The following is a 21,580-nucleotide window of genomic DNA, read 5'->3' as shown; positions in this document are numbered from 1 at the left end:
AACTCCCCTAACCTCAGCGTTGACTTCGTAAAACCGTGATAAAGCCGTCCAGGATATCATGAGAAATCGAGAACCCTTTCCGCTGATAGAATTTCAACGCCTCTTGATTCCCATTCGATGTAAACACAAAATAATCCTCCACATCCTCATAGGTTTTCAACCAATCCATAGACATGTTAAAAAGCCTGGATCCCACACCGAATTGCCGATATCCCTCTTTAATATAAAATTGAGATAGACAACCTACGTTCTCTTTCTTAACTGATGAAAGATCGAAAAACGTGGCAAAATCATTCGAATACGATTCTTTCGGTGAAATGTTGGTATACACATACGCGACAATTTCGTCATGTTTATGAGGATCCTTCACCACCACTATGTAATTATGTAAAGCACTTTGGATCGATGGCAGCATCCTGGTATCAAAATTCATACTGTCAAACCGTTCCGGCGTAATGGTAGCCTTTGATTGTTGAAAGTCCATCAGTTCATTGCACAGGTCACGACAGTATTCTGCCTTTTCTTCTGGAATCCCTTCATATAGTAGATTCATCAATACGTCCCCCATTTAATCAATGACTGTCCCGCTGACTCTGGTCTGGAAACAATTCATGGTTCTCCATTACATTTTAGCTTGAACTTAGATTGTAAGGAAAGCTATTACAAAATAAAAACTTACAAATTGACACACAAAAAATGACACAAAAGTAAGATCGGATACTATAACCAACCACTTTTGTGTCATTCATCAAATACTTTCAGGTTACTTAAACAAATCCATCAGCAGATCCCAAAACCCTTTTTCTTTCTTCGGCTCTGCTTTCTTCGTTTCTTGTTCCTCTTTTTCGATGCTTTCTGTCTTGATCACAAATTGCACGGAAGATACTTTTTCGTTCTTGGAGGAAACGAAGGATACAGGCTTGAAATCGGACTTATCGTATTCAGCCATCATCTTATTGATTTCCTCTTGCATTTTGTCAGGCAGGTTTTTCGTTTCCTTATGCAATTCGCTCGTTCCTTTGTGAAGGTCTGAGACCCCACCCTCTAATTCGTTTGTTCCGCCAGTCAGTTCAGCGATGCCGGAATGAAGCTTCCCGTAAGAAGTGGATAACTGACCCACGCCTTCTGTATAGCGAACCAGTCCGGAATGGAAGTCGCCGTAGTTGGCGGACAGTTCACCCAGTCCTTTTTGCAGCTGAGCAAACCCGCTCATATCCGTTTCTTTCAATGATGCAGACAGATTATTCGAGATGGAAGTCAGTTGTCCGCTCATCTCGTTGACGGAACCACTCACCTGATTCAAGGTCGGTTCCACGGCAGCGAAGGCTTCCTTGACGCTTGCATAGGTCCCTTTCACTTTTTGCGCAGCTTGATGGGACTCCACCAGTTTATCCACTACCTGCTGGTCCGCTCCGCTTTCATATAATGCGGCAATCTCTTCTTCCGAAAGCTCGGAAGAAGGGATTCCCGCCATCGCACCGTCCAATGCAGCATAGGCCCGAGAATAGTTCTTCTGCAGGGTCGATAACTCATTCGCAGCTTGTGTCAGGCCATCTGCCAATTGCGTCAAACCAGCCGGCAGCTCATTCAAAGCTGATAAATCCATTTCAGCAGGATTTGCTGCCAGTGACTGATTGATGGTTCGCAGTGCATCGCCGATAGAATTCGAGACTCCGACAATTTGAGACGAAGAACCGTTCAATTCACTGATGCCATTTTTATATTGAGCCGAACCGTCGCGCAGGCTCGATGCCCCGTCGTTTAATTGGGACACACCATTTTTCAAGTCGGCCACCCCGGTATTTAACTTCCCGATGGCACCTGATAGCTCCGACATGTCATCCGTCATACCTTCTGTTCCCGTCGTATCGATTGGGAGTGTGGAAGGTACCGCCGCGATTTGAACACCCTCGAACTCAAAGTCCGCTACATCCGCTTCCACGCTTAGCTTTTTCTCTTTTCCAGGCATGACAGTAAAGGTGATTTGCTTATTCTTCCCAGCATTCGCCACCATTCCGTCTGCCGCTTCGATGTTCTCATACGTATTCGGCAGGTTCAGGGAAACCTGTAATAAATAATTCTCATAGAATACAGTACCTGCATTCTTATTTTCAGCAGTATCGATGTTGATTTCGAGGTGTCCGCTTTTCCCTGCAAGTTGTGATGGATCGATTTTCTTCCCATCCAAGCTATACGATACCGTCACATCCCATGGTAACTTTGTATCTTCTTTCATGTTTCCTTGATACGTGAACTTTCCTTCTGGAGCATCCATTTCAATCTTGTGCCCCTCCAGCTCAAGCTTCTTCAGATCCGTCAGATTCTTGACGCTGCTGAATTCCCCGTAATCGAGAATCTTTCCGGCACGAGCTACCTCGAAGGTATTCACGACATAGATAGAATCCAGGTCTCCAGCTGCGTCCAATGTCGCGTACACGACTTCATCCTTCGACGTGACCTTTCCTTCCGTTGCCGCTTGGGCTGGTACACTAAGAAATGAAGGCAAGAATAGCATCAATGCGAGTGCAGAATAACGTAATTGTTTTTTTCTCATCATCATTTCTCCTCATAATAATTTGCTTTATAGGTTGTTTTCTTAATGACTTTATCGAATACCAGGAGCATCGCCGGCAGGACAAAGAGGACCATGATAAAGGCTAGCAGCGCCCCCCTGCCCATCAATAGACCGATGGATCCAACAATCGGATTGGAGGAGGTGATCCACAGAATAAAGCCGACACTCGAAAGGATCGCTGCCGAAATCGAAATAGAGAATGTCTTCTCATCCAGGGTTCTCACCATTGCTTCTTTAGCAGGCATTTCCTTGCGATAATGTGTATAGGCCTCTGTGAATAAAATCCCATAATCGACCGTCGCGGCAAGCTGTACCGTACTGATGATCAAGTACCCGACAAACACGAGGGGAGTATTCGTGAAGTATGGAATCGATAGATTGATCCAGACGGCGGCTTCAATAGTGATGAGCAGCACCACCGGAATCGTAATCGATTTAAAGCTGAACAGAAGCACAAGGGCAATCGTCACGACCGTCAGCACATTCACGACCACATTATCCTTATTGACGGTATTCTTAATATCATAAAGCGTCACGCTCTCCCCAAGTGCCAATGCTTCATCTCCGTAATAATCCGCCGCCGCTTTTTCCACCTTCTCAACTATGGAAAAAGGGACCTCTCCTTCCGTACCCTGATTCGTGTTAATGACGATCCGGCTATAGTTTTCAGAGTAAAATTCATCCGTAATCGATTTCTCCAAATACTCAGGCGGGATCTCAGAACCAACCTGGTTCACATACGCCATGACTCCTGTCACATAATCAAGGGACTCGATATCCTCCACGAGCTCCTTTTCTTTTACCGTATCTCCTTTTGGAACTAAGAGAACGATGGGCGTCGTTTCACCAAATGACTCTTCCACCTTCTTGAAGTCACTCCCGACACGGGTGTTTTCCGGCTGCTCACCCGTCCCGTAAATGAATGAAGTATTCGTTTGCCCCAGGAAGGCAGGAACCAGAATGGCAAATACAAAGATCAGGCTCGGAACCTTCAGTTTCAGTACCTTGTTCCCGATACCCGTGAAGCTCGGGACAAAGCTCTTATGCTTCGTCTTATCCATCCATTTATAGAAAACAAGCGTCAGTGCAGGCAGGAACACCATCACACTGATAAAGCTCAGGACGATCCCCTTCACCAGGTTCAGCCCGAGATCCGAACCGATTTGAAACTCCATGAACGTAAGGGCGATAAACCCGAAGAACGTCGTTGCCGCACTTGCCGTGATCGCAGGAAAACTCTTCTTCATCGCTAGCTTCATCGCTTCTTCAGGATCATCAATCACTTTCCGGTAATCGGAAAAGCTATGAAGCAGGAACACCGCGTAATCCAGCGACACCGCCAACTGCAGGATCGGGGCAACTGACTGGGTGACGAAGGAAACCTCCCCAAGGAAGATATTCGTTCCCAGGTTGATCAGCACCGACACCCCGATAGCTGTCAGGAAGAACAGCGGTTCTACCCACGAAGTCGTTGAGACGACAAGAATCAATATAATGAGGGGGACCAGTAACATCCCGGCATACATCGATTCACTTCCGGCCATTTTCTGAGAACTTGCCGTATTGGCCGCGTCACCAGCAATCGCACCATCGCTACCAACCAGCTCATAGATTTCATCGGTGATCCGGACCTCATCCCCGGTAGCGACACTGATGGAAAAAAGCGCATTCTGATCTTTATAGTAATTCTCGACCGTCTCCTTGTCCGCCACTTCTAAAGGCGTCTTCAGGTCGACCATATCATCCAGCCACATCACATCCGTTACGCCGTCTATGGCTTCCAGCTTTTCTTTAAAGTCGAGTGCCTCTTGAATCGTCACACCCGTCACCATGACCCGCGTATCGGGAACAGCACCCGTGAACTCCTTTTCCATGATGTCCATCGCCTGTGTAGACTGGGCATCATCGGGCAAATAATCGACCATATTATAATTGACCTTCACAAAAAACTGCGCCGCCGTTGACAGCACCGTCACCAGTATAAACGCAACCAGAACAGCTTTCTTATGCTTTATGATCCAAGATGCAATATTTATCATCTTTCATCCTCTCTTGTCTCTTTCACATTTTCACATTATCATTATAATAAACAGCGTGTTGGATATTCAACGGACAGTTGCATAAGGAATGTTCAATACTCAACACATCTTTCGCGTATGTTGGATAACTCAGAAAAAGCAGGAAAGGAACGCTGATCTTTGAACTCAAAAATGGACCGACGAAAAAAATATACACGCATGGTTTTAAAAGACAGCCTGTTGAAACTATTGCAGGATAAATCAATCTCAAGCATCACCATCAAAGAAATCTGTGAAACTGCAGACATCAACCGATCCACCTATTATGCCCACTACTCAAACCAATACGAATTGCTCGAAGCAATCGAAGAAGAATTCATCGAGGACCTGACCGTCACACTGGGTAAGTACAACTTCTCAAAAGAAGAAGAAGCCCTCCAAATGACGGAAAAGCTATTCGAATACATCGCCGACAAAAGCGACATCTGCGAGGCCCTTCTCAGCGAGAACACCGATATGTACTTTCTAAAAAAAGGCATGATCATCACTCACGAATTCATCTTCAAAAACTGGATCACCGAAAGCCGGATCGATCAAGAAACCTATGAATACATCAATATGTTTATGGTAAGCGGAAGTATTCATGTCATAAAAAATTGGGTGGAAAATGGCATGGATAAGACGCCTGAAGAGATGGCGGTGATATTGCACCGCTTTATTAATCGGGGGTTGTCGGGGGTGAGGTAGTTTTTTTGCAGAAAAAAGATACCTCCCCATACACGTTACCGAATAACGCCTAATGGGGAGGCACCTGTGTTCAATACTGCTACATCTAATTATAACCATGTCAGGCATAAGTTTATAAACAAAATTTCCCGTACTCAATTGGGGTTGAATAGTGAGCCCAGATAGAATCTCGTAGTAGAAAAGCATCTATCTGAAGAGATTACCAACCATTAAGAATCGACCATAAAAAATCAGTGTCCGATATCGTTTTACCATTAATGAAATTTATTAGGGAATTTATCTTGATCTACAAACAACACCCGTAACAAATTGCAGCCATGCATATACACCGGTTTTAACGGTTTCTGACACCGCAGAATCCTTACTCGGGTCCAAGCATACAAAATCAATATGTCGGACAAAAGGGTGCTTCCCAATCTCGAGTAGGGAATTGAATAGCTCAGCTGTGGACAAACCTCCTGGTGTGGAAGCTGGTACTCCAGGTGCAACTGATATATCGAGTACATCCATGTCAACCGTTACATACACCCGGTCAACGTTTTGAGATAGCTGCTTCAGTGCCTTCTGAACAGTATGGACAAAGCCGACTTTGCGAGCATTCTTTAATGTCACCATTTGAATTGAATGATGTTTAGCATAGGTGATCAGTGGTTTAGCATTGAAATAACCGTGCAAACCAATGTTTATGATATCCTCTCCCCTAACTGTAGATCCCTCGATTAACTGCCTGATTGGGGTACCGTTTGCCGGTCCCAATTCAGCCGGGTCCCGCACATCAAGATGGGTATCTAGTTGCAAAATCCCGATTCTGTCATTTGGAAAGGCTTCCTTTATCCCTCGTACTGCACATGCGGTCGTTGAATGGTCACCACCAATCATCGACGTAATTGTTTCAGAGTATTTCGAAGCTAAAAAAGTTGTCGCCTCTTCAATACGTTTATGGGACAAGGAAATATCTGTAGTATGCATCACGACATCTCCAGCATCCCCAACAATCAAATCAACTAAATCGACATCTTCATCTAAATTGTAGGTGGCAAATCCCTTCCACATTCGCCGAAATTCGGTCGGATATAACGATGCACCTGAGACACTAATGGAAGAACGGGAAATCGGTGCACCATATAATACAAGCTCCGGTTCTCCTTTGATCTCTTTTAGATGCCTAATCCAATGGTGAACATAAGTTGGGGCGTCTGTATTCACATTCCACAACCATTCCGGTTGTTGAAGCCACTGCTCACTCATGTGTTACCCGACCACCTTTACGCCTTTTTTCCAAACAGCTTTCGTGTGATTTACCCCAAACAAATACTGTAGCTCTTGATAGCTTTTTACGTCCCATAACACCACATCGGCTTGCTTTCCAACCTCTAGTGATCCGATTCGATCTTGACGATTAATTGCGCAAGCGGCATTGAATGTCGCTGCGGTCAATGCTTCTGCAGGTGTCATTCGCATCGAGATGCAAGCCAGATTCATGACAAGTGGCATCGATGTTGTTGGCGAAGACCCAGGGTTACAATCTGTCGAAATAGCTACAGCTACACCTTCATCAATCATTTTTCTTCCATCGGCTGCTTCCTCGCGTAAATAAAGAGCCGTTGCAGGAAGTAAGCAGGCGATCGTTCCTGCTTCCGCCATTTCTTTGATTCCTTCGTCTGATGCTTTCAATAAGTGTTCAGCTGAAATCGCGCCTACCTTAGCCGCTAATTCAGCGCCACCGTAAGCAACAATTTCATCAGCATGGATTTTCGGGATCAAGCCGTATTTCTTTCCTGCTTCCAAAATTCTCTCTGATTGTTCCGGGGTGAAAACATCCTTTTCACAAAAAACATCATTGAACTCCGCTAACTTTTCTTCAGCGACAACAGGTAGCATATCATTTATTAGATGATCGATAAATTCTTCCTCTCTGCCCTTGTAATCAGGTGGAACAGCATGTGCTCCCATGAAGGTTGGCACAAGTTCAATCAGATGTGTTTCCTGTAGTTTTTTCATTACCCTTAGCTGCTTCAACTCGGTTTCAAGATTCATTCCATATCCACTTTTTCCTTCAACAGTTGTCACACCATGCTGTAAAAAGGAATCAAGCCGCTTCGTTGTTTGGCTAATGATCTCTTCTTCAGTAGACTCACGGGTCATACGCGTAGTCGCATGAATCCCTCCACCCGCATTCATAATATCCATATATGCTACACCTTCAAGACGCATTTCAAATTCACGTTCCCGGCTGCCACCAAAAGCAACATGTGTATGAGGATCGATTAACCCTGGCGTAACTAAGTGACCCGCAGCATCCACAATTTCAGCTTCCTCAATTCTTGCTGAATACCGCTGTTCTAGTTCAATTGTGGACCCTACCGCCTTTATGATTCCATCTTCAACCCATAAGCTTCCATCTTCAATAATGCCTAAATTAGACATCGCTTCTCTTGAACGAGGACCTACCTCTTTGGATGCAAGAGTTGCCAATTGATGAATATTTTTGATCCAAACCGGTTTTGTCATCTTATTCAGTCTCCATTTCTAACATTGGAATGTTTACTCCTCTATCACGCGCCGTTTTCTTCGCTAATTCATAACCGGCATCAACATGGCGCACAACGCCCATTCCTGGATCTGTTGTAAGTACACGTTCAATTCGTGCCTCTGCTTCTTTCGTTCCATCTGCCACAATAACAATTCCTGAGTGCATCGAATATCCCATCCCAACTCCACCACCATGGTGTAAGGATACCCATGTAGCACCTCCAACTGCATTAATCATAGCATTTAAAATTGGCCAATCGGCTACGACGTCAGACCCATCCTTCATCGATTCTGTTTCACGGTTCGGTGACGCAACAGAACCTGAGTCGAGATGATCCCGTCCAATGACGATCGGAGCCTTAAGCTCTCCTTTTGCAACCATTTCATTAATGATTTTACCGAAGCGTGCCCGCTCTCCATAACCAAGCCAACAAATCCGAGATGGCAGCCCTTGAAATTGAATCTTTTCTTTCGCCATGCGAATCCAGTTACATAAATGGTCATTATCATTAAATTCACGTAAAATCACTTCGTCTAGTTTATAGATATCTTCTGGATCACCTGAGAGTGCTACCCATCTAAATGGTCCTTTTCCTTCACAAAATTGAGGACGAATATAGGCTGGTACAAACCCTGGGAAGGCAAAGGCATTTTCAACCCCTTCATCCTTGGCAACCTGACGGATATTGTTTCCGTAATCAAATGTAATGGCGCCTTTTTCCATCAAATCGAGCATTGCTTGCACATGCTGAGCCATTGATGCTTTTGATTTCCTAACATATTCTTCTGCATTTCCCGCTCGTAATTTTTCAGCCTCACTAAGTGACATCTTAGACGGAACATAGCCGTTGAGTGGATCATGTGCAGATGTTTGATCTGTCACAATATCTGGGATAAACCCTTTAGCAATCATCTCCGGTAGAATATCAGCTGCATTTCCAATCAATCCAATGGAAAGTGCTTCACCTGCAAGCTTTGCCGTTGTAGCCATTTCGATTGCTATGTCTAAGGAATCTGTTTTCACATCCGTATAACGAGTTTCAATGCGACGATCGATTCTGCTTTCGTCAACATCAATACCAATACAAACGCCACCATTCATCGTTACAGCAAGTGGCTGAGCTCCACCCATCCCGCCTAGACCAGCCGTTACCGTGATAGTATTTTTGAGTGAACCGGCAAAATGCTGCTTTGCAAGCTCTGCAAACGTTTCATACGTTCCTTGCACAATCCCTTGCGAACCGATATAGATCCAGCTTCCAGCAGTCATTTGTCCATACATCATTAAACCTTTTTTGTCTAGCTCATGGAACGTTTCCCAATTTGCATAGGCAGGGACGATATTTGAATTCGCAATTAGTACTCGCGGTGCATCAGCGTGTGATTTAAAAATCGCAACTGGTTTCCCTGATTGAACCAATAATGTCTCATCATTCTCTAATTCCTTTAGTGACTTGACGATCGCATCAAAGCAGTCCCAGTTTCGTGCCGCTTTCCCGATTCCACCATACACAACGAGATCTTCCGGTCTTTCCGCAACCTCAGGATCTAAATTATTCATTAACATCCTAAGTGCAGCTTCCTGCAACCAACCTTTTGTATTTAATTCTGTCCCTCGATAGCGAATGACTTTTTCCGTTTTTGTATGTTCCATAGTGATTGCCTCCTATACAATTTTATTTAATGAAAATTTTTTTATAAAATACACTTACAGTAGCTTACCAAGTTTCTCTTCTACGACTGAGATGATCTCACCTGTATGAATAAAATCCTTTAATTGTTCTATATAAGGGTAAAGATACGTGTCTTCGGTCATCTTTGGTATTGATTTTTCAATGCGTTCCAGCACCGTCGTTGATGCAGAGCCAGGTTTCAGCTCACTGTCCACAAATTTATGAGCATTATAAATGGACAACAGCTCAATTGATAATACATACTCAAGCTTTTGTGCTACTTCCCGTGCCTTTTTCGCTGAATTGTACCCCATCGCTACATAATCCTCTTGATCGGCACAGGTCGGTATACCGTCAACTGTTGCAGGATGAGATAATAGTTTCATATCATTTAAAAGTCCGGCTTGTGAATACTGTGGAATCATTAGCCCTGAATTAAGTCCGGCGTTCTGGACAAGGAAAGCAGGGTAATCTGAAAGATGAGAATGGATAAGACGATTGTTTCGTCGTTCAGACATTTTCGCAATGGCCGTCACCCCGATGCATGCGGAGTCTAATTCAATGCCGACGTACGATGAGTCACAATTACTTCCTGAAATCGCACCGCCATCTTCACCAGGCCATAAAATCGGATTGTCACTGCATGCATTCATTTCGACCTCAAAGGTGGCTAACGCATCAAGAAGCGTCTTCTTCGCAGCCCCATGCAATTGAGGAATTGCCCGCAACGACAAGGCATCCTGCAAGCGATGATCAACCGACTGTTTAGCAATCATCGAGTCTTCTAAAATTTTTCTCAAATTGGCTGCTGTATTTCGTTGTTGTTCATGCGGACGGGCTGTCATCAGCCTGTCATCAAAGGCACGTGTTGTTCCTCGCAAGACCTCTAATGCCATCGCACCGATAATGTCGGCGGCTTTTGCTGCTTGTAGCATATCCGATAATGCTAGCGCTCCAATTGCGGTTGGACTCGTTGTTCCACTAATTAACGCCAAGCCCTCTTTTGCAGAGAGGCCAATCGGCTCAAGCCCTGCTTTACGGAGAGCTTCCTTCGCTGGCAAGAGCTCCCCATTCACATAAGCTTTCCCTTCCCCAATCATCACCAAAGCGATATGAGCTTCAACACTTAAATATCCAACCGAACCTTCACGAGGCGCAAACGGGATAACACCACAATTTAAACATTGGCGATACATCTCCAATGTGGATATCCGGACACCAGAATACCCTTGCCCCAAGTTTTGCAGCACCATGAGCATAATGGCCCTTACGCATTCTTCATCTAATGGCTCACCAACTGATGTTGCATGGGATAAAAGAATATTCTTTTGTAACAGTGCTGTCTGATCTCGGGAGATTATTTGTGTTGATAGGGCACCAAAGCCAGTGTTTACCCCGTACATGATTCTTCCTTCATCAATCCACTTGTTTACTAGCTGACATGACCTCTCAACTCGCTGGCGGTAATCATCTGAAAAATCAACATGAGCACCATAACGCGCGATGGAGACCAACATCTCTAATGTGATTGCATTTCCTAGGGCTACTTTTTTCATCCCTTGATCCGCCATGTTTAACCCTCTTTTCTTACGTAAGATCATTTTTCAACTTTATCAATAAAGAACATTTTCACTGCTGAACAAACCTGTAAGACAAAGACGAAGAGAACCGCTGAGCCACCTAATGCAGCTAGATATTTCACACCATCAACGCCTTGTACTCCGCCTGCGAAAGCTACCATCACGAAGGCAATGATCGCAATGGAAACCGCCCAAATCAGCATTTTCCATTTCGCTGGTTCTTCATCATAATGAATATTAACGGTACATAACATTGCGATTGCACGAACCATCGAGTCTGCTGCTGTGGCAAATGAAAGGATTAACGCAATCATTACGATAGGAATAATGATGATAGCCAATGGTAAATTAGCTAAGAAAGCCCATAATCCTGCAACTGCTCCACTTTCATTAATTGTTGACACTAAGTCAACGGAATTGTTTTGTTGCCAATGTAGGGCTGTTCCACCAAAAACACCGAACCAGACAATACTGAAAACAGCTGGTAAAATCCAGTTGATTAACATAAACTGGCGAATCGTTCGACCATAAGAGATAATCGCAAGGAAGATACCCATTAAAGGAGCATAGGCAATCCAGATCGCCCAGTCATACAACGTCCACCACATTACTAGAGCTTCCCCGCCTACTATTCCTGGATCAAGCCCCCAGCCCCAGAAGTTTTGTAGCCAATGAGCCATTCCTGCTGTTGACGATTCCAAAATATATAAAGTAGGACCAATAATAATCAGGGCTAGTAGCAGGATATAAAACACTTTTGCATTAATATCTGACATGCGACGAATCCCTTTATCCAACCCTTTTAAAGCTGATATAGTAAACAATCCAGTAATTACAACAACTAGGACGAACCACACCATCGGTCCTTGCTGAATGCCATAAAACGTCTCGACCCCCGATCCGACCAATGCTAAACCTGCTCCTAGTGAAGAAGCTAAGCCAAGCGCGATTGCTAACACCGCTAATGTGTCGATAATTCCAGGCCAAACACCCTTTGTAATTTTGATACCGAACAACGGTATTAATGTTCCTGTTACAGACAATGGTGCTTTACGATTAAAATACATATAGGCAACGATGAGACCACTCAATGAATACATCGCGTAAGGAATGAATGACCAATTGTAAAAAGAGCGTCCCATTGCGTAGATCGCAGCCATTGAAGTACCAGGTTCTACACCTGTATTGGCCATTTCTCCATAAATGTTCCCAAAGTAAATGATCGGTTCGTTTACTCCATATGTAATGACTCCCGTGGCAATCCCCCCCGTTAAAGCCATCGCAAACCAAGCAAGAAACGGATATTTAGGCTTTGCCTCTGTACCTCCCAAACGAATGTTACCTATTTTCGAAAACGTTACCAAAAATACAATGACGAGTGCCACAATTGAGATGATTTGATAAAGCCACCCAAGTCCACGTAAAGAACCTATAAAACCCTTCATCGAAATATCTGTCAACAATTGATTGTTCACAATTCCTAAAATAGCTCCGCCTCCAACTACTAGAAAAGCCGGTAAAAATACGGATAAACGCGTTTGTTGCTTTTTATCTACGACTACCTCAGGAGCCTTTTTCTCTATTTCCAATGACACCATAGATTCCCCCTTTAATTAGTTTCTTTCGTAAAAATAAAGTATTCGAGTCTCTATAAGGGACAAAATTGGTTTTTGTTACCCTTATAGATAGATTCGCCTTATCTGAATATACTGATAATTATAGAGAAAATTTTAGGTTAAAAATAGATGATTAATTTTAGAAATTCGATACTTTTTCTCGAAAAGACTTGTCTCATTTATGCTATTCCACTTAAAATCTTATAATTATTTACGATTCTTATACTTATTTACGATTTTTAATATAAACATCTAAAGCTCCTCCATGCCCTCTCTCATGTGCAAACGATAGTCACGAGGCGGCATCGTTGTCAATTCTTTAAAAAGTCTAGTAAAATAACTAGGATTACGGAACCCTACTTGATCAGCAATTTCTTTAATTGAGAGCTGGCTCGAGTTTAAGAGTCGTTTTGCTTCGTTAATACGTTTATTCGCTAAAAGCTGTCGAAACGACATTCCCTGCTTTTTCATTAATAAATGACTATAATAGGCTGTACTTCGTCCTACTGCTTCTGCCACATTTTCTAATGTTAAATCAGGATTAAAATAATTTTTTTCTATATAAAGAATCCCTCTTTCAACCACATCTTTTTTCGCAAAGACGTCACCAACCTTAGAACGATCAAGTAATTCATATAAAAATAAAAGCATTTCTTGGACAATTCGGTATAACACTCGATTGTACAAAATCTCTGAAAATATTTTCATATAATATTCTTCCATTTCACCATGTTCAAGTTGGTAGGTTTTCATAAACCGCCTTACTTGAGCTAGAATGCTTGTGAGTCTTGTTCTTAACTTCTCCGGATTAGGAAAGGGCGTTTCCATATGTAAAAATTCCTGATGCATCCATTCTTTTATTTTCTGTTTATGAAAACTATTTAACATATCTACCCACTCCCGCTGTTCAGCCGAGGTTAAAAACGGATCCATTTCATACCAAGATTCGTATTCTTCTTTCGGTAAAATGACTTGACGGTAACCGATAAAAAATGTCATTTCTAATAGTCTTCTAGCTTCTAAATACATCTCATGTACAGTTTTCATTTCAGTATTTGGTGGGATAATAACCGCGGCAAGAGGCTCAATATTAAATGCTTCCCATTCCCTCAAAATTTTCCATGCTTCTTCTCTTATATGCTGGGTTGGATTTTTGAATAGACAAGCAACCATATCTGTTAACGGCAGTATCGTCGGATGTTCGCGAAATGGAAAATACGTTAAAAATTGTTGCAAATCTGCCAGTTTTTTATTATTTTCCGTATGCAAAAGCATCAAGGCGGTATCCCCATTATTTTGCTCCTGATCTAAAAATATTGATTGATATGAATACCCCTCATCCTTCTGAGAGGAAAAGACATCCATTGTATCTCTTTGTACAACGAGTGACAATGCCATTCTAAGACATTGTTTAATTTTGAGTGGATCTAGTGGTTTAACAAGTAAATCCACTCCACCTAGTTCAATTGCCTGTTTTGCTCGATCAAATGTCGCTTCTGCTGTAACAGTAATAATTTTGGGTGAAAATGTATTAACATATCTTGTAATTAACGACCAATGTTCGGCTGGGATCATATCTAATTCTAAATAGAGAATTTCAGGAAGTTCTTTCTCGAGAACAGCCATTGTTTCCTTAATTGTTTTCGTTACAAAAACATTGTTAATGGGTATTGAATAGGTCGAAATCAGCCACTCTATCGCCACTCTTTCATGATTATCCCGTTCGGCAATTACGATTTTCATATTTTCCTAAAACCTTTTGTATATACTGTTTTCAATTGTACTTCCACTGTAATTCCTCCCTTGCTTTTAGAAAAATATAGAATAGTACGTTTACTCCCAGAGCAACATAATAAATAAAGTATACTATCAACTATTTACAAGTGTAAGTTAGGAAAGGTAATTAAATAACTTGGAAATGGCAAACAATAAGGATATATCAAAAACACCACCATGGTTTCTGTGGTCTATATGTTGGGAATGTCATCAGATTAATGATGACAGCTGTATTAAGGAGTTGGAATGCAAACTAAGCTGTTCGTAGCAGCCATTCATTTAACTCTATTCGAATTTCCCTACTTGGTCATACCGGCACTTATTCACTAAATTAAGCACTTCCCACTCGAGATGGAAAAGTAAAAAAGAGATTGAACCCAAAGGACTCAATCTCTTTAATATATTACCTACTTTTCATACTCTTGATTATCATGTGAATAATGACCATTCTCGGTATCAATGACACCACTCGTATAAGAATCCATGATTTGCTGGCTCACTTGCTCATTCGCCTGCTCGTCATACGAAAACTGCTCTTTCGGATCCCTCTTCTTCATGTCGATTCCCCCTTATAAATAAGTTATCTATTCCCTTTTAGTGTTCGGAAATTTGCTACAGATATGAGTGGAAAAATATAGTATGATAAGGGTAAGGAGGGGATAACAATGAGTTTAAAATATCAGAACATATTAGTAGCTGTTGATGGCTCCAAAGAAGCGGAATGGGCATTCAAAAAAGGGATTGCCATAGCAAAACGGAATGATGCAATTCTTTCACTGATACACGTAATCGATACCCGTTCCTTCGCGGCAATCGAATCCTATGATCGGACGGTAGGAGAAAGAGCTATCAAGTATGCTGAAGAATTGTTAGAAGAGTACAAAGCAGAAGCTGCAGTAGCAGGGTTAACAAAAGTGAAAACCTATGTCGAGTACGGCTCCCCGAAAGTGATCATCCCAAGAGAAGCAACAAAGAACGTAGGAGCAGACCTTGTCATATGCGGTGCAACCGGACTCAACGCAGTCGAACGATTCCTTATCGGAAGTGTCTCCGAACATATTACACGAGCTGCCCATTGTGATGTTCTTGTTGTTCGGACGGAAGAAGTCGAAGAATGAATCTAAAGAAAAAAAGCCGTTGTACGTAGAAATCTACGAAGAACGGCTTTTTTTGTGACACTATTAAGAACTACGCTTATGAAAAAGAAGAAAAAGCAAAACCCCGATAAGTTGATTGGAGCGGAAATCAACTAATACTCGCTTATGGCAGAAAGTTTTAATAGCAGCCTTCTTCTACACAGATTGACTTATATAGGTTTTCAAATGCGTTTTCCCCTTCTCAATCTGCTCTTTCACTTGCTCAAATCCCGTACCTCCATAAGACTTTCTTCTTTCAACCGCCGAATACGGAGTCAAAATCGAATAAATATCTTCTTCAATCAATGAAGAAAATTCACCGTACTCCTCCAAAGAAACATCCTTCAGATAGCAGCCTTTTTCAATACAATAAAGCACCAGCTTTCCGACGATTTCATGGGCTTGTCTGAACGGAATCCCTTTCGTCGCCAAATAGTCGGCAAGTTCCGTCGCATTGGAGAAATCATTCCCTACCGCTTCCTCCATTTGTTTCGTGTTCACTTTCATCGTAGAGATCATTCCCGTGAAGATCTTCAGGGATCCGACTACCGTTTTAACAGTATCAAACATACCTTCCTTGTCTTCCTGCATATCCTTGTTGTATGCAAGAGGCAAGCCTTTTAAAACGGTAAGAAGGGAAATGAGATTCCCATTCACTCTTCCTGTTTTCCCTCTGACAAGCTCCGCCATATCCGGGTTTTTCTTTTGTGGCATGATGCTGCTGCCTGTCGTGAAGCTGTCATCGAGCTCGATAAATTTAAACTCTTCCGTGGACCATAGAATCATTTCTTCCGCTAAGCGGGATAGATGGGTCATCATAATCGAACTGTTGCTCAGGAATTCCAGGATGAAATCACGATCACTTACGGCATCGAGACTGTTTTCATAGTAAGACCCGAAGCCGAGCAGCTCTGCTGAATATTCCCGGTCAATCGGGAATGTCGTACCAGCCAGTGCCCCGGCGCCCAATGGGGATATGTCGATTCTTTTAAGAGAGTCAACAAGTCGTTCCTTATCCCGATTGATCATCCAGAAATAACACATAAGATGATGGGCGAAAGAAATTGGTTGAGCACGCTGAAGATGAGTATATCCAGGTATGATCGTTTCAACATTTTCTTCGGCCTGAACAATGATTGCCTGCTGAAAATCCTCAACAAGTGTAACGATTTCCTTCACTCGTCTCTTGAGAAACAGATGCATGTCGGTCGCTATCTGGTCATTTCGGCTTCTGCCTGTATGAAGTTTACCGCCCACCTCACCGATTAAATCAATCAGCTGCTTCTCCAAGTTCAAGTGAATATCTTCATATTCGACGGAAAACTGAAGTTCATTCTTTTCTGCCTTCCCATACAGCACATGAAGTCCGTCAAGGATTTGACTTGCTTCACTGACAGTCAAAATCCCGCATTTTTTTAACATCGTTACATGAGCGATGCTTCCTTCAATATCCTCTAGAACGAGTTCTTGATCAAAGGAGATGGATGCGTTGAATTCATCCACCCACTCTTCCGGTTTCTTTGTGAAACGTCCTCCCCAGAGCTTACTCATAGAGTCACTTTCTCCTTCTTTTCAGCGTTGACCATTGCTGAAACCTTTGTCGGCAGACCCCATAATTGAATGAATCCAACGGCAGCATCATGATCGAATTCATCCGCTTTTGTATAGGTCGCAAGTTTTTCATCATATAAGGAATTAGGCGATTTTCTTCCTTCCACAATGGCGTGCCCCTTGAATAATTTCACACGTACGACACCATTCACATACACCTGTGTTTGATCAAGGAATGCTTTCAGTGCTTGATTCAGTGGTGAAAACCATAATCCTTCATAAATCAATTCCGTCATTTTCTTCTCGATCACAGGTTTGTAATGAGCTAGCTCTTTCACTAGCGTGAGGTCTTCCAGTTCCTTATGAGCCTTTAACAGCGTGACGGCAGCTGGACATTCATACACTTCACGTGACTTGATCCCGACCAGACGATTCTCCACGTGATCGATACGGCCGACCCCGTGCTTCCCACCGATGACATTAAGCTTTGAAATGATCTCATGCAGTGGATATGCAACGTGATCCAATTCAACAGGTACACCATTTGAGAACGTAATTTCGACCACATCAGCCGAGTCCGGTGATTCTTCAATGCTGGATGTTAAATCGTATGCATCTTCTGGAGGAGCAGCCCACGGATCTTCAAGAACCCCACACTCATTGCTTCTTCCCCATAAATTCTGGTCGATGCTATAAGGAGAATCAAGATTGATCGGAATAGGAATACCTTTGTCCTTCGCATATTCAATCTCTTCTTCACGTGACCATTTCCATTCACGAACCGGTGCAATCACTTCTAAAGAAGGATTCAATGCGGCGATGGAGACTTCAAATCTCACCTGATCATTTCCTTTTCCTGTACATCCATGTGCGACCGCTGTTGCATTTTCCTGTTCAGCGATTTCCACAAGTTTTTTGGCGATCAAAGGTCTTGATAAAGCAGATACCAGAGGATATTTCCCTTCGTACATGGCGTGACTTTGTAATGCAAGAAGGGCATATTCACTCGCAAATTCTTCCTTTGCATCAATCACAAAGCTTTTTGAAGCTCCAACTTTCAGCGCCTTTGCTTGAACAAAATCTAAATCCTTTCCTTCCCCTACATCCAGACAACATGCAATTACTTCATAACTTTTTTCCTTTAACCATTGAACTGCAACCGACGTATCTAAACCACCTGAATAGGCTAATACCACTTTTTTATTCATCCGTATCTCCTCCTGTTGATTTTATATATAATGAATATTTATTCTTTAAGATGAATTTATATTAGCAGTTAATGAGAGATACATCAATACTTATTCATAAATTTGTATAAATATTTTATTGGTGGACTGTGAGATTGCCTTTGTACTGGGCTTGTCGGTAAATTTATTGTAGGATGTAATAAGAAAGAAACGTAAGGAGCATCCATATAGATGAAGAGCGAATTTTTCTCATATAATTCAAGGCTCGGAATCCATCTTCCCCGACTCTCGAAGGATTGGCCGTCTTATTCTTCTTTAGAACAGGAAAAGGTTCTTCTTGAATGGGAGCGGGTGAGAGGGACGATTCCTGACCGGATCCAGGAAATTGAAGTGGAAATTGAGAGATTGCAGGCGGAATTGGCTCAGGAAGAAAATTTCGACAGATCCTGCATGATCAATGGAGAGATTTCCGAGAGAGCTTCAGAGATCAATGATTTATGGATTTGGTACCGGACCAATCCGGAAAAAACACAAAGGGGAATGATGTGATTGCATCATTCCCCTTCGTTAATCGTTTATTGGTCATTTTTCTTTTCACGCAAATAGCGGTACTGATAATATTTTTCGGCAAAATCGGTGATTTTTCTGGATAGCTGATAATTGGACCCTGCTCCGATGGCGATGCTGACAAGGGGAAGACCGGACCACTTCTTCCCTTTGAACATGGTGATGGCCATTGCTTTAAGCGCCTGTTTCATGGATCCTTCCAGCCACGTATAGTCTGTCAGCTGCTCCGATCCATCATAAAAGTAATTGGAATCCTTCTTATTTAAATCCTCCATCAGATCTTCCCAGGCAAGGGCACGGAGCCTTGCCGGAAGGGTAGCTGCATGAAACACCTTCAGTGACGTCATCATTTCAAATGGGGTCTGAACATCAAATCCATAGGTGATGGCAATGAGCTGCACCGAACGAAGATTGATGACGAGCATGGCAGGCAGATCCGAACCGATCGCCACCAGACCGCCAGTCCCCGTCACCCCTCCTTGTAACAGAGAGTAGATGCGATGTCGTCCCGCATGCTGTTCCGCTATGTAATGAAGCTGATCAATCGTTAAATAATGAAGATCCTCGACCGTCTGAATGTCTTGATTAAAGGCTCGTGCCGTCACAAGGATGCGCTCACGGGCGTCATTTTGCATCTGTGAACCTTGAATAAGAGAGTGCATGTGGAACAACCAGCCATCCAGGCGCTGGAAAAATTGGGCCTGAACATCTTCAGGGATGGATTCAAATGCGTAATCCAACCATTTCACATATGTATGCTCCAAATCATTCGCTTCGTATTCATATAATTCTTCTCTCCACGTTTTGATCGACTGCCATACCTGCTTATCTCGTTCTGACCAATTCACTTCTCCCACTCCTTTTACATTCCTTAAATTACGTATAGTATACCATATATGGGTGGACAATCCTTTTGTTAAGGGGAAGTGTTTGGAATAGTCAGTAAAGCCCGTTGCTGAATGAAATGCATGTCAGACGGTGCAAAGAAAATACGACATCGCGGCACGATTATTTAAAATGGCGCATGATAAATCAAAATGGCGCATGAAAAACCGATTACCCGCACGATAATCGTTAATCTGGCATGATGGCCATCATATCTCGCATGATTTTTTCTCGAAGATGATCCAAACAAAGGAATCTTCTACCTTGTCCGCCATAATCCCCCTATCACAGAAGCAATCCTGAAAAAAATGTTTCCTTTTGTCGAAAAATAACGTTTTCTACAACTAGAAACTAAAGTATTTACTAAATAAAAAACAGGACCACCATCAATTAAATGGCGATCCTGTAAATTTATTAGATATTCCCTTTTTCCACTACATCACGTGCAATCATGACTTCTTCGTTTGTTGGAATGATCATGACTTTTACAGGTGAATGCGGGTAGTTAACGAATGCTTCTTTACCGCGTACCTTGTTGCGTGCTGGATCCCAGTATACGCCCATGAATTCCAAGCCTTGAAGGACTCTTTCACGGATAAGCGTACTGTTTTCACCGATACCTGCTGTGAAGACAATTGCGTCTACACCGTACATGCGGGATGCATAGGAACCGATATATTTATGGATACGGTTGGCGAACACTTCAAGAGCCAGTTCCGCGCGTTCGTTACCTTCTGAAGCCTGTTGCTCGATATCACGAAGGTCACTTGAGAATCCGGATACACCAAGCATACCGGATTTCTTATTCAGGATGTTCAATACTTCATCAGCCGTTGATCCTGTTTTCTCCATTATGAACGGGATAAGGGCCGGGTCGATATTACCTGAACGAGTTCCCATGGCAACACCTGCTAAAGGAGTGAAGCCCATTGACGTATCGATGGATTTACCGCCTTCGATCGCTGCGATACTTGCACCATTACCAAGGTGACAAGAAATTAAGCGAACTTGCTCTTTCGGACGGCCAAGCATTTCCGCAGCACGTTCAGACACATACTTATGGGAAGTACCGTGGAAACCATACTTACGGATTCCGTAATCTTCATAGTACTCATAAGGAAGGCTGTATAAGAACGAGCTTTCCGGCATGGATTGGTGGAATGCTGTATCAAAGACAGCAACCGCAGGTACATTAGGCAATACATTGTGGAATGCCTTGATACCCGTCAGGTTTGCCGGGTTATGAAGTGGAGCCAGATCAGAAAGTTCTTCAATCTTAGACACAACTTCGTCCGTGATCAGAACGGATTCATTAAAGACCTCGCCACCATGTACGACACGATGTCCGATCCCGTCGATTTCATCAAGTGAATCGATGATGCCATAGCCTGTCAGCTTTTCAAGCAACATCTTTACCGCTACTTCATGGTTCGGAATATCTGTCACTTCTTCACGTTTCTCATCGTTCACCGTTATATTAAATACCGCATCATTCAGTCCGATACGTTCAATAAGACCTTTTGTAATAACCGTTTCTTCAGGCATATCAAAAAGCTGAAACTTTAAAGAAGAGCTTCCAGCATTAATTGCAATCACTTTTTTTGCCACGTTGTATCGCTCCTTTTGTTTTCGATCTCTTGTCACTTATTTATTCTGTTCATTGAATCATTTTTTATCTCTCAATTCCCCATTAAATCACTGACTCCCCTCTATTTCAAGAAAAAGCTTGAAATGACA

General features: G+C 42.7%; 17 protein-coding genes. 3 read left to right on the top strand and 14 right to left on the bottom strand.

Annotated features, from left to right (window positions below; genetic code table 11):
• Positions 1-13: 13 nt before the first annotated feature.
• From F0342_RS17555 to F0342_RS17545, 3 genes are all read right to left on the bottom strand, one after another.
• A complete protein-coding gene (locus F0342_RS17555; protein WP_149157143.1) occupies positions 14-553 on the bottom strand; it encodes a GNAT family N-acetyltransferase in 540 nt (179 codons plus the stop codon).
• Positions 554-763: 210 nt separating this feature from the next.
• A complete protein-coding gene (locus F0342_RS17550) occupies positions 764-2,554 on the bottom strand; it encodes a YhgE/Pip domain-containing protein (RefSeq protein WP_316252624.1) in 1,791 nt (596 codons plus the stop codon).
• A gap of 2 nt (positions 2,555-2,556) precedes the next feature.
• Positions 2,557-4,614 carry an efflux RND transporter permease subunit gene (locus F0342_RS17545; RefSeq protein ID WP_149157141.1) on the bottom strand — a complete coding sequence of 686 codons (2,058 nt, stop codon included), beginning with the start codon at positions 4,612-4,614 and terminating at the stop codon, positions 2,557-2,559.
• 171 nt (positions 4,615-4,785) lie between these two features.
• On the opposite strand from F0342_RS17545, the gene F0342_RS17540 reads away from it, so the two are divergent.
• The gene (locus tag F0342_RS17540; RefSeq protein ID WP_262481788.1) at positions 4,786-5,340 is read left to right on the top strand and encodes a TetR/AcrR family transcriptional regulator; all 555 of its coding nucleotides are present in this window, start codon (positions 4,786-4,788) and stop codon (positions 5,338-5,340) included.
• Between the two features lie 276 nt (positions 5,341-5,616).
• Here F0342_RS17540 and F0342_RS17535 read toward each other — a convergent pair whose 3' ends face one another.
• From F0342_RS17535 to F0342_RS24990, 7 genes are all read right to left on the bottom strand, one after another.
• Entirely contained in the window at positions 5,617-6,588 is a 972-nt protein-coding gene (locus tag F0342_RS17535; RefSeq protein WP_149157139.1) for an agmatinase family protein, read from the bottom strand.
• Positions 6,589-6,591: 3 nt separating this feature from the next.
• Positions 6,592-7,851 (bottom strand): imidazolonepropionase, encoded by a 1,260-nt coding sequence (gene hutI, locus F0342_RS17530; RefSeq protein ID WP_149157138.1) that lies wholly within the window; start codon positions 7,849-7,851, stop codon positions 6,592-6,594.
• 1 nt (position 7,852) lies between these two features.
• The gene (gene hutU / locus F0342_RS17525) at positions 7,853-9,526 is read right to left on the bottom strand and encodes a urocanate hydratase (RefSeq protein ID WP_149157137.1); all 1,674 of its coding nucleotides are present in this window, start codon (positions 9,524-9,526) and stop codon (positions 7,853-7,855) included.
• A 54-nt stretch (positions 9,527-9,580) separates the two neighbouring features.
• Positions 9,581-11,116 (bottom strand): HAL/PAL/TAL family ammonia-lyase, encoded by a 1,536-nt coding sequence (locus tag F0342_RS17520; RefSeq protein ID WP_223145728.1) that lies wholly within the window; start codon positions 11,114-11,116, stop codon positions 9,581-9,583.
• Positions 11,117-11,142: 26 nt separating this feature from the next.
• Positions 11,143-12,720: a BCCT family transporter gene (locus F0342_RS17515; protein ID WP_262481787.1), complete on the bottom strand. Its 1,578-nt coding sequence runs from the start codon at positions 12,718-12,720 to the stop codon at positions 11,143-11,145.
• Positions 12,721-12,993: 273 nt separating this feature from the next.
• The gene (locus tag F0342_RS17510; RefSeq protein ID WP_149157135.1) at positions 12,994-14,484 is read right to left on the bottom strand and encodes a helix-turn-helix domain-containing protein; all 1,491 of its coding nucleotides are present in this window, start codon (positions 14,482-14,484) and stop codon (positions 12,994-12,996) included.
• Positions 14,485-14,924: 440 nt separating this feature from the next.
• Entirely contained in the window at positions 14,925-15,074 is a 150-nt protein-coding gene (locus F0342_RS24990; RefSeq protein ID WP_188048589.1) for a hypothetical protein, read from the bottom strand.
• Positions 15,075-15,182: 108 nt separating this feature from the next.
• Between F0342_RS24990 and F0342_RS17505 the strand changes: the two genes are divergently transcribed.
• On the top strand, positions 15,183-15,635 hold the full coding sequence (locus F0342_RS17505) for a universal stress protein (RefSeq protein WP_149157134.1): 453 nt from the start codon (positions 15,183-15,185) through the stop codon (positions 15,633-15,635).
• Between the two features lie 174 nt (positions 15,636-15,809).
• Here F0342_RS17505 and argH read toward each other — a convergent pair whose 3' ends face one another.
• Together argH and F0342_RS17495 are read right to left on the bottom strand one after the other, a co-directional pair.
• Entirely contained in the window at positions 15,810-17,204 is a 1,395-nt protein-coding gene (gene argH, locus F0342_RS17500; RefSeq protein ID WP_149157133.1) for an argininosuccinate lyase, read from the bottom strand.
• The gene (locus F0342_RS17495; protein ID WP_149157132.1) at positions 17,201-18,412 is read right to left on the bottom strand and encodes an argininosuccinate synthase; all 1,212 of its coding nucleotides are present in this window, start codon (positions 18,410-18,412) and stop codon (positions 17,201-17,203) included. Before F0342_RS17495 ends, argH begins: the two co-directional genes overlap by 4 nt.
• A gap of 210 nt (positions 18,413-18,622) precedes the next feature.
• Between F0342_RS17495 and F0342_RS17490 the strand changes: the two genes are divergently transcribed.
• On the top strand, positions 18,623-18,940 hold the full coding sequence (locus F0342_RS17490; protein ID WP_149157131.1) for a hypothetical protein: 318 nt from the start codon (positions 18,623-18,625) through the stop codon (positions 18,938-18,940).
• A gap of 26 nt (positions 18,941-18,966) precedes the next feature.
• On the opposite strand, the gene F0342_RS17485 is transcribed toward F0342_RS17490, so the two are convergent.
• On the bottom strand, positions 18,967-19,806 hold the full coding sequence (locus tag F0342_RS17485) for an EcsC family protein (protein ID WP_149157130.1): 840 nt from the start codon (positions 19,804-19,806) through the stop codon (positions 18,967-18,969).
• Positions 19,807-20,257: 451 nt separating this feature from the next.
• On the bottom strand, positions 20,258-21,451 hold the full coding sequence (locus F0342_RS17480) for an acetate kinase (RefSeq protein ID WP_149157129.1): 1,194 nt from the start codon (positions 21,449-21,451) through the stop codon (positions 20,258-20,260).
• Positions 21,452-21,580: the final 129 nt, after the last annotated feature.

Source organism: Bacillus sp. CH30_1T, from assembly GCF_008364765.1.
GTDB lineage: Bacteria > Bacillota > Bacilli > Bacillales > Bacillaceae_B > Rossellomorea.
Note: the sequence above shows the minus strand (reverse complement) of the source record. Positions and strands in the feature narration are given on the sequence as shown.

Bases quoted from the DNA above. Each gene is read 5' to 3' on its own strand.
- F0342_RS17555 (WP_149157143.1), bottom strand. From the start codon at position 553: ATGAATCTACTATATGAAGGGATTCCAGAAGAAAAGGCAGAATACTGT.
- F0342_RS17550 (WP_316252624.1), bottom strand. From the start codon at position 2,554: ATGAGAAAAAAACAATTACGTTATTCTGCACTCGCATTGATGCTATTC.
- F0342_RS17545 (WP_149157141.1), bottom strand. From the start codon at position 4,614: ATGATAAATATTGCATCTTGGATCATAAAGCATAAGAAAGCTGTTCTG.
- F0342_RS17540 (WP_262481788.1), top strand. From the start codon at position 4,786: ATGGACCGACGAAAAAAATATACACGCATGGTTTTAAAAGACAGCCTG.
- F0342_RS17535 (WP_149157139.1), bottom strand. From the start codon at position 6,588: ATGAGTGAGCAGTGGCTTCAACAACCGGAATGGTTGTGGAATGTGAAT.
- hutI (WP_149157138.1), bottom strand. From the start codon at position 7,851: ATGACAAAACCGGTTTGGATCAAAAATATTCATCAATTGGCAACTCTT.
- hutU (WP_149157137.1), bottom strand. From the start codon at position 9,526: ATGGAACATACAAAAACGGAAAAAGTCATTCGCTATCGAGGGACAGAA.
- F0342_RS17520 (WP_223145728.1), bottom strand. From the start codon at position 11,116: ATGGCGGATCAAGGGATGAAAAAAGTAGCCCTAGGAAATGCAATCACA.
- F0342_RS17510 (WP_149157135.1), bottom strand. From the start codon at position 14,484: ATGAAAATCGTAATTGCCGAACGGGATAATCATGAAAGAGTGGCGATA.
- F0342_RS24990 (WP_188048589.1), bottom strand. From the start codon at position 15,074: ATGAAGAAGAGGGATCCGAAAGAGCAGTTTTCGTATGACGAGCAGGCG.
- F0342_RS17505 (WP_149157134.1), top strand. From the start codon at position 15,183: ATGAGTTTAAAATATCAGAACATATTAGTAGCTGTTGATGGCTCCAAA.
- argH (WP_149157133.1), bottom strand. From the start codon at position 17,204: ATGAGTAAGCTCTGGGGAGGACGTTTCACAAAGAAACCGGAAGAGTGG.
- F0342_RS17495 (WP_149157132.1), bottom strand. From the start codon at position 18,412: ATGAATAAAAAAGTGGTATTAGCCTATTCAGGTGGTTTAGATACGTCG.
- F0342_RS17490 (WP_149157131.1), top strand. From the start codon at position 18,623: ATGAAGAGCGAATTTTTCTCATATAATTCAAGGCTCGGAATCCATCTT.